Source organism: Lichenifustis flavocetrariae (genome assembly GCF_026130545.1).
Lineage (GTDB): Bacteria > Pseudomonadota > Alphaproteobacteria > Rhizobiales > Beijerinckiaceae > Lichenihabitans > Lichenihabitans flavocetrariae.
In genome coordinates this window covers 15,687-30,055 of the sequence record NZ_JAMOIM010000020.1, presented here as the reverse complement: position 1 = coordinate 30,055, position 14,369 = coordinate 15,687, and the positions used below count along the sequence as shown (strand labels likewise).

Genomic DNA, 14,369 nt, shown 5'->3' with positions numbered 1-14,369 from the left:
GATGCCTACAGTGTTGTGAATTTGGAGCTGAGATCAACAGATTGGCTGTGAACCAGGCGGGCAAACGAGCCCTTCGCGCTCAGCAAACCCTCGAACGAACCATCCTCGACGATTTGGCCTTTGGCGAAGACGAGGATCCGAGTGGCCTGTCGAATCGTTGCGAGCCGGTGCGCGATCACGAAGGTGGTCCGGCCTCGGGTCGCGACCGAAAGCGCCTGCTGGAACTTGCGTTCCGTGTCGACATCGAGGGCGCTTGTGGCCTCGTCAAGGATCAGGATGGGTGGATCCTTGAGCAGCGCACGGGCGATCGACAGCCTTTGGCGTTCGCCGCCGGACAGGGTCCGTCCCCTCTCGCCGACGGATGTCGCCAGTCCCTCGGGCTGACGCGCCACGAAATCCGCCGCCTGTGCGAGCGACAGCGCGCCAGCGATCTCAGCTGCCGTCGCGTCCGGCTTGCCGATCCGCACATTGTCTTCGATCGAGCGGGCGAAGAGCATCGGCTCCTGGAAAACGACCCCGATGCTGCGTCGTAGGCGCGAAAGCGGCATATCGCGGATGTCGATGCCGTCGATCGTAATGCGGCCCGCGCGTGGGTCGAACACCCGGTGCAGGAGGCCGAGCGTGGTCGATTTGCCCGACCCCGTCTCGCCCACCAGGGCGACGACATCGCCGGGGTTCGCCTCAAAGCTAAGGCCGGCCACCGCGTCGACCATCCCATCATAGGAGAAGGCCACGCCTTCGAACCTGACACGGCCCGTCAGAGCACCGGCATCGGCGACACCTGGCCGATCGCGGACCTGGGGTTCGGTGTCGAGCACATGGAAGAAATCGGCGATCTTCGGACCGAGCAGGAACAGCGCGTTGAGGAAGGCTACGACCTGTTCAAGCCGGGCGATCAGCATGGTTGCGAACCCCATGAAGGCCACGATGGCGCCGACCGTGGCGAGACCGCGGAAGTGGAGCGCGAGACCAAGCGCGAAGATACTGAGGATGGTCAGCGTCGAGGCGGCCCGCGTCGCCACAGCCGCGATCGCCCACCAGGAGAGCACGGGCAACTGCGCTTGCAGCAATGCGTCGATGATGCCCCGCATGGCGCGGGACTCGGCCTCGACCTGCGTGAAACTCTGGATCACCGACACATTGCCGAGAGCATCCGCGACCCGCTCCGCGAAGGCGGATTGATACCCCTCGACCTTGCCCTGCAACCCCTCGGTCTTGCGCAGCACGAAGGCCGACAGGGAGCCGAAGGCAAGAACGAGGAGCACCAGAAGGCTGCCGAGCCGCCAGTTGATCACGAGCGAAAGGGGCATCAGCACGCCCAACGCCGCCAGGGCCGCGCAATGGTCACGGAAGAAGGAGAGCCAAAGGGCCGCCATGCCGTTGGCGCCTTCGAGCATGGTCTTGAGCAGCCGCCCCGAATGCGTGGCCCCATGGAAGCTGAGCGGAAGATGGAGGACATGGTCGAAGAAGGCCGCCATCGTGCCGAGCCGAAGCCGATGCGACAGCCGGTCGGCCTGCAGGGCCACCAAGGCGGAGCAGCCGATCACGAACAGGCCGAAGCCGGCCCAGGCGGCGCCGAGCGGTAGAACATCGCTCCAGCCTGCGGGGGTAACTCCCCCCGTCAGCCGGTCGACGATCCGTCCGAACAGCATGGGTTCTGCAAACTGCGCACCGGCGAGAAGCAGGTTGGCGACGATCATCAGAAGCGCGGTCGGAGCTTCCGGTTTGAGCGCGCCGAGGACGCGGACATAGGTGCGGAGCATGATGGGCCGGGACACGGGATGGGCTCGCTTCCTGCAACGCCCCACGCCCGAGCGCAAGCCGCAAACCAGGAAGCCGCCGGGCGACACCGGCGATCGGCGAAACCAAGCAAGGTCTCGAGCATTGGCATTTCAGACCGCTCAAGCGGCCCGCCTTTTGGAGGATCTTGCAGATGCCGACCGACCTGCCCCCGGACTACAAGCCGAGACCCGTGAACGATCCCAACAATCCGGCCGATCCGAACACGCCTGGCTCCACCCCTGCCTACCCGCCGACGCCGGGCGAGGATGCGCCGGGGGAGCCGATCGGCGTGCCGCAGCCCGGCCCGGGCGTCGGGGTTCCGGGGCCAGGACCCGATGTCATCGACCCGCCGGGCTGGAGCGAACCGCCGTTGACGCCGGGTGGTTCCCCGGTCGAAGTGCCGACCCCCGCCGGAACGCCGACTTTCTAGGACGGCGCCTGCCCTGAGCAGGTTCTCCCGAACCTGCTTACACTTCAAAATTTGAGCAGCGTTGATTTCGCTTTGAAGAAGCGAAGTCAACCGTGGCTTTAGCCACGCAAGGCTGCTTAGCGTCGGGGCTCGATCACGACAGGCAGATCCGGAAGGACCAGTGCCACGGGATAGAGCGCCTGCAGGTAGTTGCCGGGGCACTGGAACGCAAGAACGACCCGGAGGTGACCTTCGCCAGGCGCGGCGTTGGCCGGTGTCGCCCAGGCACGTGTGAAGGTCTCGCGTCCCGGCAATCCCGCGGCTTCGACGTGGGCAGGTCCGAAACTGTGGATCTCCTGCGCACCATCGTAGAGGGCCCAGGAAAGATCGGTGGAACAGGTTCGGAGCCGGGAGATCTCATAGGAGACGCGAACCGGCTCACCGGGCCGGATGCGCGGCGACAACAGCGTTTCCCTATGCACCACCACGGGCTGTTGCCTGTCGAGTGCCTGCGAGGCCAGCCAGCCGAGCGCCGCCATGACGCTGAACCAGTAAGCAAGATTGCAGAACCGCATGAACGCGGCCATGCGCCGGCCCGGCCCGACCAGGATGGCTAAGGCCCGGGCGTAGAAGATTTCATCGGTGGTCGGGGTGTCGTCGGCGTGGATGCTCATGGGTGCGGCACTCCGCCCTTGGCAATGACCAGGCCGAGCACGGCGACGATCACGCCTCCGATGATCAGCTTGATCACCCACCCCTGGTTGTCCTGCACCTTGCGGACCTTCTCGTCGACGATCGAGAGATCCGTCTTGGTCGCGTAGGTACTCTTGAGTTCCTGGGTGAAGGCGTCGAATTTCTGGCCCAGGATTTCGATGCGGCTGCCGAGGTTCTTGTCGATGCCGAACACCCGCTCGCCAAGAATCCCGACTTGCACGCGCAACTCGGTCACGGCGGCGGATTCGGCGCTCTTGTCGTCGGGATTTGTCACGGCAATGGTATCCTGGCGCGGCGTCGTCCGCTTACGGAGCGTCGCGGCGCGCCGGCTCTGAGGGGGCTTGGACGATCCCGTCGAGGTTGGTGGCCTGATCCAGCAAGGGCTCGATCAGGCGCGCCAGTTTGACGGCCGTCGCGATGATGTCGAACAGCGTGCCTTGCTCGGCACTCCTCCCGGCCGCGGCCAGGAGGATCTTGAGAAGGGTCGGATTCATCGCCGCTCAGATTTCCCTGTGCGTGATGAGCGTGCCGCCCGTGGGCTGAACCGGGACACGCGGGCCTGGCGCCAAAAGATTGAGAAGGGCTTTTACGGTGGCGATTCCCGCCGCGATGCCGGCCGCATGCGTGGGCGTGAGGATCGTCGACCAGTCGAGGCTGGCGCCCCCGGTGAGGACTGCGACAGCGGCCGAGAGACCAAATTGAATCCATTTGTTGGTCAGCATGGGAACTCCTTGAGGTTTGGGTAGGCGAACTCAGCCGTCGAAACGGGTGAGGTCATGCGCGTCGATCAGCGCAATGAGGTGGACCGCATAGCCGGGATCGGTGGCGTAGCGGCCTTGGAGGGCACGCGCGAAGGCGCGGCCGTCGTGCCGCACGGCTCGGGCTGGCCCATAGACCCGCGCGGTGGCGAGCAGCCGGCCGTGTTCGTCGAAGGCGGAGGAGAGATCCGGGAACTGACGGAACCGCTGCGGCAAGCGAAGCGTCCGGCCGCTGACCACCTCGCAGGTCTCCGCTGTCACGGCCGGCTGCCCGAGACGGGCTTTGATGCCGAATGGGTTGTTGGATTGTGACGGCATCGACCGGCCCCAGGCGCTTTCGAGCGCCCATTGGGCGAGACTGACGCTTGCCGGGATGTTCCATCGCTTCTGAGACGCCTGGGCGGCGGCGATGATCTCGGGCGGAAAGACGCCGGCTGTCATGGCGGAGAGACTCCCAAAACGCACATCGCCCGCCGAAGCGGGCGCGCGAACAAGCGGTGAGGCCGATCAGAGCGTGGTGGCGTCTTCGTTCCGCTGCCGGAAGTAGCGCCAGAGATCGCGTTTCAGCGCCGGCTTGTTGCCGGTGAGCTCGATCACGCCGCCCGTGTTGCGCTTGATGTCGCGCTCGGGATCGTAGCCGTGCCGCGTCAGGATCGACCAGCGGTCGACGTAGCGCCGGGCCTCCTTGGCGCCGTGCCAGGCGTGCTCGATCGTCAAGGGAAGATAACCGAGGTTGCCGCAGATGTGGTGCGTGGCCCGCTCCTGCCATGCGAGGATCGGCTTGACGTAGTTCGGATGGATCTCGCCGGGCAGACTGACCGCGGCCTTGCCGACCAGGGCGAGTGCCATGTGGTGATCGGCTGCGCCGCAGATCGCGTGCTCGATCAGGCCGCCGACATGTTCCAGCGCCTGCCGGGTCGCGGCCCAGGCATAGCCGGGATGGGCGAAAGTGTAGCCCTTGCCGAGCCTTTCGGTGGTGACCGGATCCTTGATCCATTGCCGACCGAAGGAGCAGTGCAGTGCGAGATGCTCGTCGGCCGGGCCGAGGTCGTAGCAATGCTCCCAGGGCTGGATCACGTCGAAGTGCTGGAGCGCATGGACCGTCTCTTCGGCCCAGCCCGGCTTGCGGAAGCGGATATCGGCATCGATCCAGGCGACGTATCTCCAATCCTCTGGCAGGCGCGACAGGCCGATGTTGAGGAGGTTCTCCTTGATCCAGACATGCGTCTTGGCCCGGACCTTCACGTGATTGACGCCGGGCCGCACGATGAGATCATGCGCCTCCTCGCCATAGGCGCATTCGACCGTGGTCAGCTGCACGCCCGACTCAAGCATATGCCGCTCGAAGGCGTCGTAGAGCGCGAGCCGGCTCTTCCAGCGCGCCGGGTTGGCGATAGCGGTGATGACGTGGAGGGGGTGGGGCATGGGTGCTCGCGGGACGGAGGCGAAGGTTTGCTTGGTGGAGCATCGGCAAGACCAAGCTCGGTAACGGTCATCGCTTGTCTTACATGCGCGGTTAGCGCATAGGGCTCGCGTGGAGTTCGTATTCGCGCAGACAAGAGCGATCGAAGTTATCGGGAGCGACGTCTCGACTTCGTTTTCGCCGCGCGGCTCTTCGAGGGTCTCGCCGTCGAATTCGTCGACCATCGTCACGATTGCGGTGAGTTGCGGATGGTCGCGGTCGGGCTCATCGAAGGCAAGCTCTACAAGGTCGTCTACACCGGCCACGCAGGGAGCCGCCGGATCATCTCGGTCAATCGTGCTAGCCGGCAGGAGAGAAAATCATGGCAATTGTCCGCGTGACCGGGATGGAGGCAAAAGCCAAGGGACGAATCGATGAAGCCAGGGTCGAGGCCCTGACCGAAGACGACATCCGCCGGTTCAACGCCGAAGATGGCTTCGATCCCGACGATACGCTCAAGGGCTTGAGCCGCGCCGTCTCTCCCGCCGACATCCGTAAACGTCTGAACCTCTCGCAGGAGAAGTTCGCGCGCGGCCTTCGGATTCCCGTGGCGACGCTGCGGAACTGGGAACAGGGGCGGACCCGGCCAGATCCGGTCGCGATCTCCTTATTCGCGCTCGTCGACGCCGATCCGCAACGCGCGTTCGAGGTTCTGGCCGAGGAGAAACTTTACCCCCCCACGTCCAGCACGATCGCCAGATCCGCACAGCCGGTGCCGCCCGACAGATCCCACTCGATCGTCTGCCCCTGAAAGATCCAGAAGGACGCGCCGGCCGCCCAGGAGGTCGAGGAGAGACCCAGGTGATTGGCCGTGATCGTGAAGGTGACGACCGTCGTGCCGTTGACCTTCAGGGTGACGGTCAGATCTGTCGTGCCGGCCGTGCCGAGGGTGCAGTAGACTTTGTTGACCTTGCCGGCACCACGCGCCGCGATGCTCAGGACCTTGGTCACATTTGAAGTGAGGCCCACAATATTGAGGCGCATCGGCTCGAAGGCATTTTCCATCACCTCGCGAGACGGGAAAGGCGAGAAGACCCAGACGTAGCCGTTCTTGATCGCGGTGAAGTCGGTCCCCGACAGCGCGATCTGCCAGTTGGCCGTGCCGGTGAACTGATAGGCCTGATAGCCCGTGATCGCGCCGATCCCCGGCACCACAACGACATCCGTCGCGGCATTGATGGCCAGATTGGCCGGGTCGCGCGTGTTCTGCGCGAGCGGATAGAGCCGGAGATAGCCCGATCCCGCCGCCGCCGCGTAGAAGCGGCGCCGGTACGGATAAGCGTTGGCCTGCTGCATGTAGCTCTGCACGGTCGCGTCCCAGTCGAAATTGGGGCGGAAGACCGTGACCATGCCACCCGAGATGACCGGCAGGAGACCGGTGCCGAGCGAACCGAGCCGCGTCGTCGTGGTGTTGAGGTCGTAGGCCGTGGCGGTCAGCGGGAACTGAAACACCGGGCCGCCGGCACCCATCTGCACGACGTCGCCGGGCAAGATCTCCTTGTAGCGGGCGCCGGGCAGGTAGAAGTCGAGATAGTCCTGGCCCGAGACATTGCCTTGGCCGACCCAGAGCCCCTGGCCGATCGTCGTGTAGAAGGCCGTGTCCTCGACCTCGCGGCTGTAGATCGTGTAGGGGGCGGCGGGCTTTGCGAGGCGGGCGAGATTGGCGCGTTGGGGGCTGAAGGGCTTCTTGAAGCCGATGAGGGGCGCGAGCCAGTCGGCCATCTGGGTCTGGGCGCCGGGCGTCGGGTGCAGCTGGTCGGACATCCAGCTCTGGCCCGCGCCACCCGAGGCCGCATAGGTGAAGCAGCTCTTGCCGAAGATGTCCTGCTTCTGCAGCACGAGCACATTGGGCCAGACGTTCTTGAGCTGCTCGTAAGCGCCATAGAGCAGCGTCGTATAGGCTTGCGCATTGGCGCTCGGCGTGACGAGCCCGGCGCCTGTCGGATCGTCGGTCAGGAAGGAATTCGGACCCCAGAGCACGATGTCGGTCGCGGGCAACACCGCGCGGACGCGGTTGATCGCCTTGCTGAGCAGGGCCACCAGCTGGGCTTGCGTCGTGGTGCCGGTGCGGACATCGTTGATGCCCCAGCACATCACGATGAGCCCGGGCACCTGCAGCACAGGCGTGCCGTTGATCTGGGCCCCCGTGGTCGAACACGCGATGGCCTGTCCGGAGCCGGCCGGCCCTGCAACCTTCGACCAGATGTCGAGCGCATAGGAGACATCGTAGTTCGACGAGCGGCTCGCGTAATTGTTCCTGGCCGTCTGGGCGTCGGTCGAGGCCGTCAGGGCCGCGACCAGATTGGTGATCGAACCGCCGAAACTCGTGCCGAGCGCCATCTGGTTGCCCGAAGGCGTCGCGCCATTGGCGATCCAGGTCCAGACCGTGCCGCCGATGGTGATCGTGTCGCCGGCGACGGGTGGATTGGCGGCCGGCCAATAGATCTGCTGGCTGGCCGAAAGAAGCCGGGTGATGTTGAAGGCGGCCGCCGAAGGTTCCTGCAAGGCGGTGGCGAGTGCCGCGCCGGTGTTGCCGAAATTGAGGATGCGGGTGCCCGCGAGATTTTCGCCCGTCTTCTGGTGCAGCATCACAAAGCGGGCCGACCCGAAGGTCGGCGTCGTGACGGGCAGCGGGCAGGCGCCGAACCAGCCGCCGCAGGTGGCCGTGGTGGAATCGCCCCAGAAGCAGATCGTGTCGTTGTTGAAGCCGCTTTCGGCGGCCTTCGACGCGCGCGCGAACCAGTTGGGCAGGCTCGAGACAATCGGCGGCGCCACGGAGGGAAAGGAATTGCCGCTCATTACCAGGCCCTCGCGGTGATGAAATGGCCGGTCGTGGCGCCATAGACGCTCACCGGGCCGCAGGGTTTTTCGCCCGGCTCGGTTGTGACGATGCCGCCGGCCGGGACGCGCGTGGAGCCTTGGCCGTTCGGCGCGGCCGTGGTCGAATCCGAGACCCAAAGGTCTTCGGCCGGATCGGGATTGGCGATCTTCCATCCATTGGCGGGCGTGGCGCCGGAAAACAGCGTCTGGGCCGTACCGCCTGCCGTGATGGCGGCATCGCCGGCCATCGCGGTCTTGCCGATCGTGACCGGCAGACTTGTGAGCGTGTCGGCATCGACCGAGACCGACAGCCGCGTCCCGAGCTTGGTCAGGATGGCGGCGAGATCGGCATGCAGCGTCGAGCCGACATCGGTGTGGAGCGTCGCGAGGTCCGAATGGTTCGTCGCGAGATCGCTGTTGAGCGTGCCGAGCGCGGTGACGACCGCCTGAACGGAGGCATCCTCGGCTGGCTTGCCACCGTCGTCATAGAGGATCAGCAGCGGATCGGCGGCGCTGAGGCCCGACATCGAGGCCTGCAGTGTCAGGGTTGTGCCCGAAAGCGCCGAATAGCCGTAGCCGGCCAGCGGCGCATAGATCAGAGCGCCGGTCTTGAGATCGATGACCGCGAAGAGGCTCGCGATCGAGAAGCCGGAGATGCCGGACAGGTTGAGCGTGCCGGGGCTGCCGCCCGTCCCCGGCGTGAACGTATAGCTTGGCGTGATCGGCCGCTTCATCGCGTCACCCGAAGATCAGAGCTTGAACGAAGGAGGTGGCCGCGCTCGAAGCGCCGCCCGTTGCCGGCACGGCCGGCGCCCAAGTCGCGCCGGTCCAGGCGAGAAGCGCCGCGCGGTCGTCCGAGAAGGCCGTGAACCCGGTCTTCGGCACGAAGAACGACCACGCCCCGTCCTGCCACGCGGCCAGTTGCAGATCCTTCCCGGCCCAGGCGCCCGTCGCACCGGCACCGACGATCCAACATTGCCCGTCGCCCGGGCCGGTGGGCGGCGATGTCAGGACGGTGCTCACGACGTTGCAATTCACGAGAGCGTCGAGGATCGAGAGCGCCGCATTGTGGGTGACGTGCTTCTGGTTCTGGTTCGCGTCGAGGAAAGGAAGCTGCAGGTTGGGGCTAGTGCTCAAAGTGATACGTCTCCGGTAAATGGGCGTTAACGCGACCGGATTGCCGCCTTTCCCCATGAGCGTATGACCCGGGTCGAGCGCGGAGCGGTAAGGGAGGATTTGAAAGGTGCGGCGCCGTCATGCGGTGCAAATCGTGATCTGTTCAGATCTTGTAAGGACGCTTCCGCCGCGCTGAGTTCGTCGTGCATTCGGTGACTATCAAAGATCTGGCTCGCAAATCCCCATTTGGCGGGGACCTTCTCAAGTTATGGTTGAGACGCCTGTCTGTAGTAATTTGCTCAGTTGCTTGGGTTCAACACAAACATAAGCAAGACTTAGACCTTTGAGCATTCGGCGGACGGCCCCTGCGCTATTTCCTTGGTGGCGATCTCGTGTGAAGAAGATATCGCAATAGGATAGCGCCATCACTGTATGACTCGCGTCTGGCCCGTCCGAACGGGTGGGGTTGCGCGAGCGGTCTCGCGCCCTGTCGGTTGTAAGAGAAACTTCGACAGCCATGGCAGGACATGCGACGAAAAAAGCTTTGCGCCTTTCGTAGCAGAATTGGGCTAACTCTATCCTCCGGGAAACAGACATGACGCGACCGTGTGGGCCTTCAAGAGGAATAGAATTCGTCAACCATGCCAAAAAGATTTCTTGATCCTTCGCTTTATGTTCTGCGGCCTCCACCCTCTGAAGGGCTGTTTGCGCTTGGGGCGAAAAGTCTTTTAGAGGATTGAGCAGATCGTAATCTAGCTCACCTATGAATTGGCGAGCAGTTAGCCCTATGCGCGTGGTGCGCTTAGATAGAAAAAAATCAACAACCGATAAATGCGGGCTTGAAACGACAATTTCATCTGCTGGATGATCGAAGTAGTATTTCCAAAGAAATCGTCGCACTTCCTGCATCTGCACACCTCGCCTCTCAACCATCCATAGAGGGTCTAGGCTTTCAATAAATCTCAGCCGCTCTTCCTTTTGCGCCCGATCGGAAGCCGCACCAATCTCAAACAGATTCCAGACCGAAAGAGCTACCCGGACGGTACCTGACGAAAGCGCCTGGTGGACGTAGGGCCACCAGTCGGGATTCGATACGACGCTGTGGTCAATGTAGAGCTTCCGCGGGATTGAGCTCGGGACTGGCATTAGCCCACCGTGACTATTGATGGAAACATCTCACGCATGAGACGATGAGCTCAACATGCGTAAATGGCCAGCACCGAAATCTGAAGAATGCATCCAATCTATATATGTCATATTTGAAGGAATTGCAGGAAAACGATTATACTGTTCCCAATTGTGGATCTCAGCAATAAACAGTTCGCGTCGCAACCTGCCCCCGCCCGTACAGCACCGACAACTGGTACACATTGAGCGTATATACCGTCTGCAAACCACCAAAATCGGCCGCCTGCTGCGCGGCCGGATAAGTCCAGTCGGGCGAGGGCAATCCCGACACTGTCCTGATCACCGCGCCGCCCGACAGCACCTCGACATCATACGCCTCGACGTCCTCGTTGAGCGGGACGGTCGCGGCATCCCAGGAATCCCCCGCGAAGCGCGTGCGCCGTTGCCAGGTGAAGGCGACATCGCCGGAGGACAGTCGCGTTCCCGCGATCTGGCTGACCGAGAAGGGTCGCAGGCCAACCGGCGCGCCCTGCATCGTGGTTTCCGTGTAACTCGCATCGGTCACCGGATAGAGGCTCGGGCCGTAGCGCAGGTTCTGCGCCAGCGAACGATTGTCGAGGACCATATCGAGCGGCGTGAGCGTATTGGCGTCGAGCACGACGACGCGGGCACCCGTCGCGACGGGATTGCGCATCGCGCCTTCGGTGCCGAGTTGGCTGCGCAACAGCTTCGAGAGCGCATAGCTGTTCTGGCCCGTGAGCGTCGCGTTCTGGTACTGCAGGACCTCCCAAGTCCCGTCGGCATTCTTGACCCCGATCGCGCCGCCCCCGGCCAAGACCTGCGCCTCGGCGAGGGTCAACAGATTGGCTGAGCCGTAGAACCGGACATAGACCACGTTGCCGCGGTCCCAGCGGTCGACCGGGCCGGCATAGAGCGGGCTCGTGAGTTCGCCCATGATGGCGGGCGTCTCCACGGTCGAGACATAGGTCCAGCCGTCCCCGCCATTGGCGCGATAGACATCGATGCCGGCCCAGGGGTTGCCATAGGCCGCGATGCGCGGCGCCCAGATCTCGGCTTCCTGGCCGGTGACGGGCGGCAGCTCCATGAATTCGATCACTGGAGGCCCGAAGGCACCGATGCGCGGCGCGCCGGGCTGACCGACCGGGGGTGAGCCGACCACCAGCAAAGATGGGTCGAAGCCGACGAGATCGAGCGCCCGATAGGTCGTGGTCTCGACCGACTTGATGCGGAACGCCAAGGTGACGCCGTCGACCGTCACGGTAACGGCGTCACCGGCATCGAGTGAGAGGCGCGAGGGCGGGACCTTGATGGCGCCGGTCTCGCGGGCGGCCCAGGTCTGCTGCAGGACGCTCGCGGCGACATCCGCCGCATAGGCGCCATCGAGCGCGGCGGCGGTCGAGACCTGGGCGACGTTCTGGCTGTTGCCAATGGCTTTGCGGCTCTCGACCCCGGCCGAGGCATAGGCGCGGAACGGATCCGCGAAGGAGAGACGCACGGCGCCGGGCAGATCGGTGTCGGACGCGCGGGTGAAGCTGTAGCCAGGGTCGGTGTCGCCGTCGATCACGAGATCTGCGTCGGTCAGGGCTGTGACCCGGACGTTCCCTTTGGCGAGGAACTCGATTCGCCCACCGGACTCGCGGGCGTCGAATTGAAACGCATCCATCAGCCCGGCCAACATGTCGCGCGGGCTGGCGATCGAGTCGGTCGCATAGCCGAGCACCAGGGTCGAGGCGCTGAGCAGATCCGCGGTGTCAAAGGCAGTGACGCCGACGACCGCGCAGAGCTCGGCGATGATCCATTTGAGCGGCACCTCGCCGGCCCGGCCGGTGAGCCAGTGACCGAGCTCGTAGTTCGGCGTGTCGTGCCAGACGGCGGTGCGGCCGGGGAAGTCGGGGAAGGGCCGCGCGTCCCAGGCCCAGGCGAACATGTTGTCCGTTGTCAGCATCGGCCCACCATAGACGGGCGACGTCGGCGCGTTATCCCGCCAGTAGGCCAGCATGGTCTCCAGATAGGCGCGCTGGACAGGGTCGTCCTTCGAGCCGCGCGAGAAATACGGCAGCGCGCTTTCCGATGATTTCGGATCGTAGAAGACGTTCGGCTGGTTTGGCCCCTTGTCGACCGCCGGGCAGCCGAATTCAGTGAACCAGATCGGCTTGCCCTGCGCCGCATAACCGGTCGCGCCGCTCGCGTGGACGCCGCCCGGCCGTGAGCGATGGGGGTTCGACCACCACGACCGGATGTCCTTCTGCCGGAAGACCCAGTGCTCCGCATAGGCCGTATCGACGATCGGCGTGCGGGTCTGCGACAGGCGGTCGGCCGCGCTGGCGTAATACCAATCGTAATCCTCGCCGCCCTCGATGTTTCGCGCGAGATAGGCCTTGTCGTAGATCGTGAAGGGGCCGGTGACCGGATCGGCATCGATATTGGGCACGCCGTCGCGCCAATCCGACATCGGCAGGTAATTGTCGATGCCGATGAAGTCGATGTTGGGATCGGACCACAGCGGGTCCATGTTGAAGATGACGTCGTGCGAGCCATCGCCGGGACGATGGGAATGGTATTCCGTCCAATCGGCGGCGTAGCCGACCCGGCACGCCGGACCCACGATGCCCTTCACGGTCGCGGCCAGCGCCTTCAGGGCTTGCACGGCCGGATAGGTGCCGTCACCGGAACTCGACCGGACTTGCGTGAGGCCGACGAGTTCCGAGCCGATGATGAAGCTGTCCACACCGCCGGCACTCACGCAGAGGTTCGCGTAATGGGTCACCATGGCGTGGTATTGGGCGAAGAAGGCGTCGATCTGATCGGCCGCTGCCGCCGTCTTGTCGACGGTTCCGGCCTGACTTGGGCCGGGGAAACAGGTGATCCGGCCGCGCCACGGGTACGCGGCCTGTTCCGCGCCGCCATAGGGATCCGGCAGGCCGTTGCCGGCCGGGATGTCCATCATCACGAAGGGGTAGAACATCACCCGAAGGCCCCTCCCCTTCATGTCCGCGATGGCCTCCAACACCGAGGAGTCGGACGGCGTGCCCCCGAAGGCGGGCACGAGACCGGTTGGTGGCGCCGAACCGGCCAGGCCGGTCGGGTCGAGGCTCGCGGGATCGATCTGGCTGACGAGCGGCGCGGTCGCGCGGGTGAATCCCGCGACCGACCATTCCGCCGTGCTCGGCGTGACCGTTTTGATATGGGTCTCCACCTTCGGCGTGATGGTGCAGGCGCCGGCGCGGAGGTCCGTGCCGAACCATGTGACGATCAGTGAGACGGCGGCGCGGTTCGGCAGGGTCTCGTCGAGCTGCAGCAGCGAGACCTGGATGTCGGAGGCCCCGAGCGGCGTGTGCTCGTTCTCGGGAAACCAGTTGCCGAAGCCGTCGGACGATTTGACGATGGTGGTGTTCAGCACGAATTCCCCCGCCCCCGGCAGTAGCGCGACCGAGCGCAGCAGGTTGGTGAGGTCGTCGGGATCGGGGATCGGCGGTGTGCGGATGATCTCGGCCGAGATCTGCGGCATGCGGTTGCCGAAGGCGTCGAGGTTCAGGCTATAGAAAACCAGATAGGCCGTGCCGCGATAGGCCGGGACGAAGCCGGTGCCTTCGACCGATTCCATGAAGGCGTCGGGCAGTTGGTTCTCGGAGCCGTTGTAGAACGCGTAAGACACCTGGCTGAGGTCGAGCGTGTTGCCGTCCGCCCAGACGCGACCGAGCTGCACGCTGTCGCCGCCCTCGCAGAAGGCGACGGCGAAACTCAGCGTGTAATGCGTGACGGTCGTCTTGGTCGACCCGCCAAACCCCTTTCCCGACGAGGAGGCCGTCTTTTCCTTTGTCGTGAACGTGTTGAACTGCGTGCACCAGATGACGTTGCCGCCGAGCCGCATGCGGCCCCACAGCTTGCGGACGGGAGTGCCCTCGGTCGAATTGGTGATGTTGATGGCATCGAGCTGCGCCGCCCGGCTCTTGCGCGACGTCAATGCGTTGATCAGCAGAGTGTCGACGACGGCCCCACCCACGGCGCCAAGCGCGCCGCCGATGAGGCCGCCCAAGGGGCCGCCGAGGGCCGTACCGATGGCGGCACCCGCCGAACGTAGGAGGAGGGTGGCCATGGGATATCCGCTGAGGTTTAGGAGGTCGCTGGCAGTAAGCGGCGGCGACGAAAATGGATTTGT

At 64.5% G+C, this 14,369-nt stretch carries 15 protein-coding genes; 3 read left to right on the top strand and 12 right to left on the bottom strand.

Going from position 1 to position 14,369, the window contains the following annotated elements; all coding sequences use genetic code 11:
• Window positions 1-5 precede the first annotated feature (5 nt).
• Window positions 6-1,763 carry a glucan ABC transporter ATP-binding protein/ permease gene (locus tag M8523_RS23725; protein ID WP_282587450.1) on the bottom strand — a complete coding sequence of 586 codons (1,758 nt, stop codon included), beginning with the start codon at window positions 1,761-1,763 and terminating at the stop codon, window positions 6-8.
• A gap of 170 nt (window positions 1,764-1,933) precedes the next feature.
• Between M8523_RS23725 and M8523_RS23720 the strand changes: the two genes are divergently transcribed.
• Entirely contained in the window at window positions 1,934-2,212 is a 279-nt protein-coding gene (locus M8523_RS23720) for a hypothetical protein (protein ID WP_282587385.1), read from the top strand.
• A 116-nt stretch (window positions 2,213-2,328) separates the two neighbouring features.
• On the opposite strand, the gene M8523_RS23715 is transcribed toward M8523_RS23720, so the two are convergent.
• The 6 genes from M8523_RS23715 to M8523_RS23690 all read right to left on the bottom strand — a co-directional run bounded on the left by M8523_RS23715 (window position 2,329) and on the right by M8523_RS23690 (window position 5,088).
• Complete coding sequence (locus M8523_RS23715; protein ID WP_282587384.1) at window positions 2,329-2,865, bottom strand: hypothetical protein; 537 nt, start codon at window positions 2,863-2,865, stop codon at window positions 2,329-2,331.
• Window positions 2,862-3,179 (bottom strand): hypothetical protein, encoded by a 318-nt coding sequence (locus M8523_RS23710; protein ID WP_282587383.1) that lies wholly within the window; start codon window positions 3,177-3,179, stop codon window positions 2,862-2,864. Before M8523_RS23710 ends, M8523_RS23715 begins: the two co-directional genes overlap by 4 nt.
• 31 nt (window positions 3,180-3,210) lie before the next feature.
• On the bottom strand, window positions 3,211-3,399 hold the full coding sequence (locus tag M8523_RS23705) for a hypothetical protein (protein ID WP_282587382.1): 189 nt from the start codon (window positions 3,397-3,399) through the stop codon (window positions 3,211-3,213).
• A gap of 6 nt (window positions 3,400-3,405) precedes the next feature.
• The gene (locus M8523_RS23700; RefSeq protein ID WP_282587381.1) at window positions 3,406-3,627 is read right to left on the bottom strand and encodes a hypothetical protein; all 222 of its coding nucleotides are present in this window, start codon (window positions 3,625-3,627) and stop codon (window positions 3,406-3,408) included.
• Window positions 3,628-3,657: 30 nt separating this feature from the next.
• Window positions 3,658-4,104 (bottom strand): glycoside hydrolase family 73 protein, encoded by a 447-nt coding sequence (locus tag M8523_RS23695; RefSeq protein WP_282587380.1) that lies wholly within the window; start codon window positions 4,102-4,104, stop codon window positions 3,658-3,660.
• A 66-nt stretch (window positions 4,105-4,170) separates the two neighbouring features.
• Complete coding sequence (locus M8523_RS23690) at window positions 4,171-5,088, bottom strand: hypothetical protein (RefSeq protein WP_282587379.1); 918 nt, start codon at window positions 5,086-5,088, stop codon at window positions 4,171-4,173.
• 120 nt (window positions 5,089-5,208) lie between these two features.
• On the opposite strand from M8523_RS23690, the gene M8523_RS36825 reads away from it, so the two are divergent.
• Both M8523_RS36825 and M8523_RS23685 read left to right on the top strand, forming a co-directional pair.
• Window positions 5,209-5,466: a BrnT family toxin gene (locus M8523_RS36825; protein ID WP_428351182.1), complete on the top strand. Its 258-nt coding sequence runs from the start codon at window positions 5,209-5,211 to the stop codon at window positions 5,464-5,466.
• Complete coding sequence (locus M8523_RS23685; RefSeq protein ID WP_282587378.1) at window positions 5,448-5,876, top strand: helix-turn-helix domain-containing protein; 429 nt, start codon at window positions 5,448-5,450, stop codon at window positions 5,874-5,876. The genes M8523_RS36825 and M8523_RS23685 overlap by 19 nt, the downstream gene beginning before the upstream one ends.
• On the opposite strand, the gene M8523_RS23680 is transcribed toward M8523_RS23685, so the two are convergent.
• The 5 genes from M8523_RS23680 to M8523_RS23660 form a co-directional block, all read right to left on the bottom strand.
• Window positions 5,795-7,924: an SGNH/GDSL hydrolase family protein gene (locus tag M8523_RS23680; RefSeq protein WP_282587377.1), complete on the bottom strand. Its 2,130-nt coding sequence runs from the start codon at window positions 7,922-7,924 to the stop codon at window positions 5,795-5,797. The genes M8523_RS23685 and M8523_RS23680 overlap by 82 nt on opposite strands.
• Window positions 7,924-8,679: a hypothetical protein gene (locus M8523_RS23675; RefSeq protein WP_282587376.1), complete on the bottom strand. Its 756-nt coding sequence runs from the start codon at window positions 8,677-8,679 to the stop codon at window positions 7,924-7,926. The genes M8523_RS23680 and M8523_RS23675 overlap by 1 nt, the downstream gene beginning before the upstream one ends.
• Window positions 8,680-8,683: 4 nt before the next feature.
• The gene (locus M8523_RS23670; RefSeq protein ID WP_282587375.1) at window positions 8,684-9,082 is read right to left on the bottom strand and encodes a DUF2793 domain-containing protein; all 399 of its coding nucleotides are present in this window, start codon (window positions 9,080-9,082) and stop codon (window positions 8,684-8,686) included.
• Between the two features lie 240 nt (window positions 9,083-9,322).
• Window positions 9,323-9,976 (bottom strand): hypothetical protein, encoded by a 654-nt coding sequence (locus M8523_RS23665; protein ID WP_282587374.1) that lies wholly within the window; start codon window positions 9,974-9,976, stop codon window positions 9,323-9,325.
• A 391-nt stretch (window positions 9,977-10,367) separates the two neighbouring features.
• A complete protein-coding gene (locus tag M8523_RS23660; protein WP_282587373.1) occupies window positions 10,368-14,306 on the bottom strand; it encodes a baseplate multidomain protein megatron in 3,939 nt (1,312 codons plus the stop codon).
• Between the last annotated feature and the right edge of the window lie 63 nt (window positions 14,307-14,369).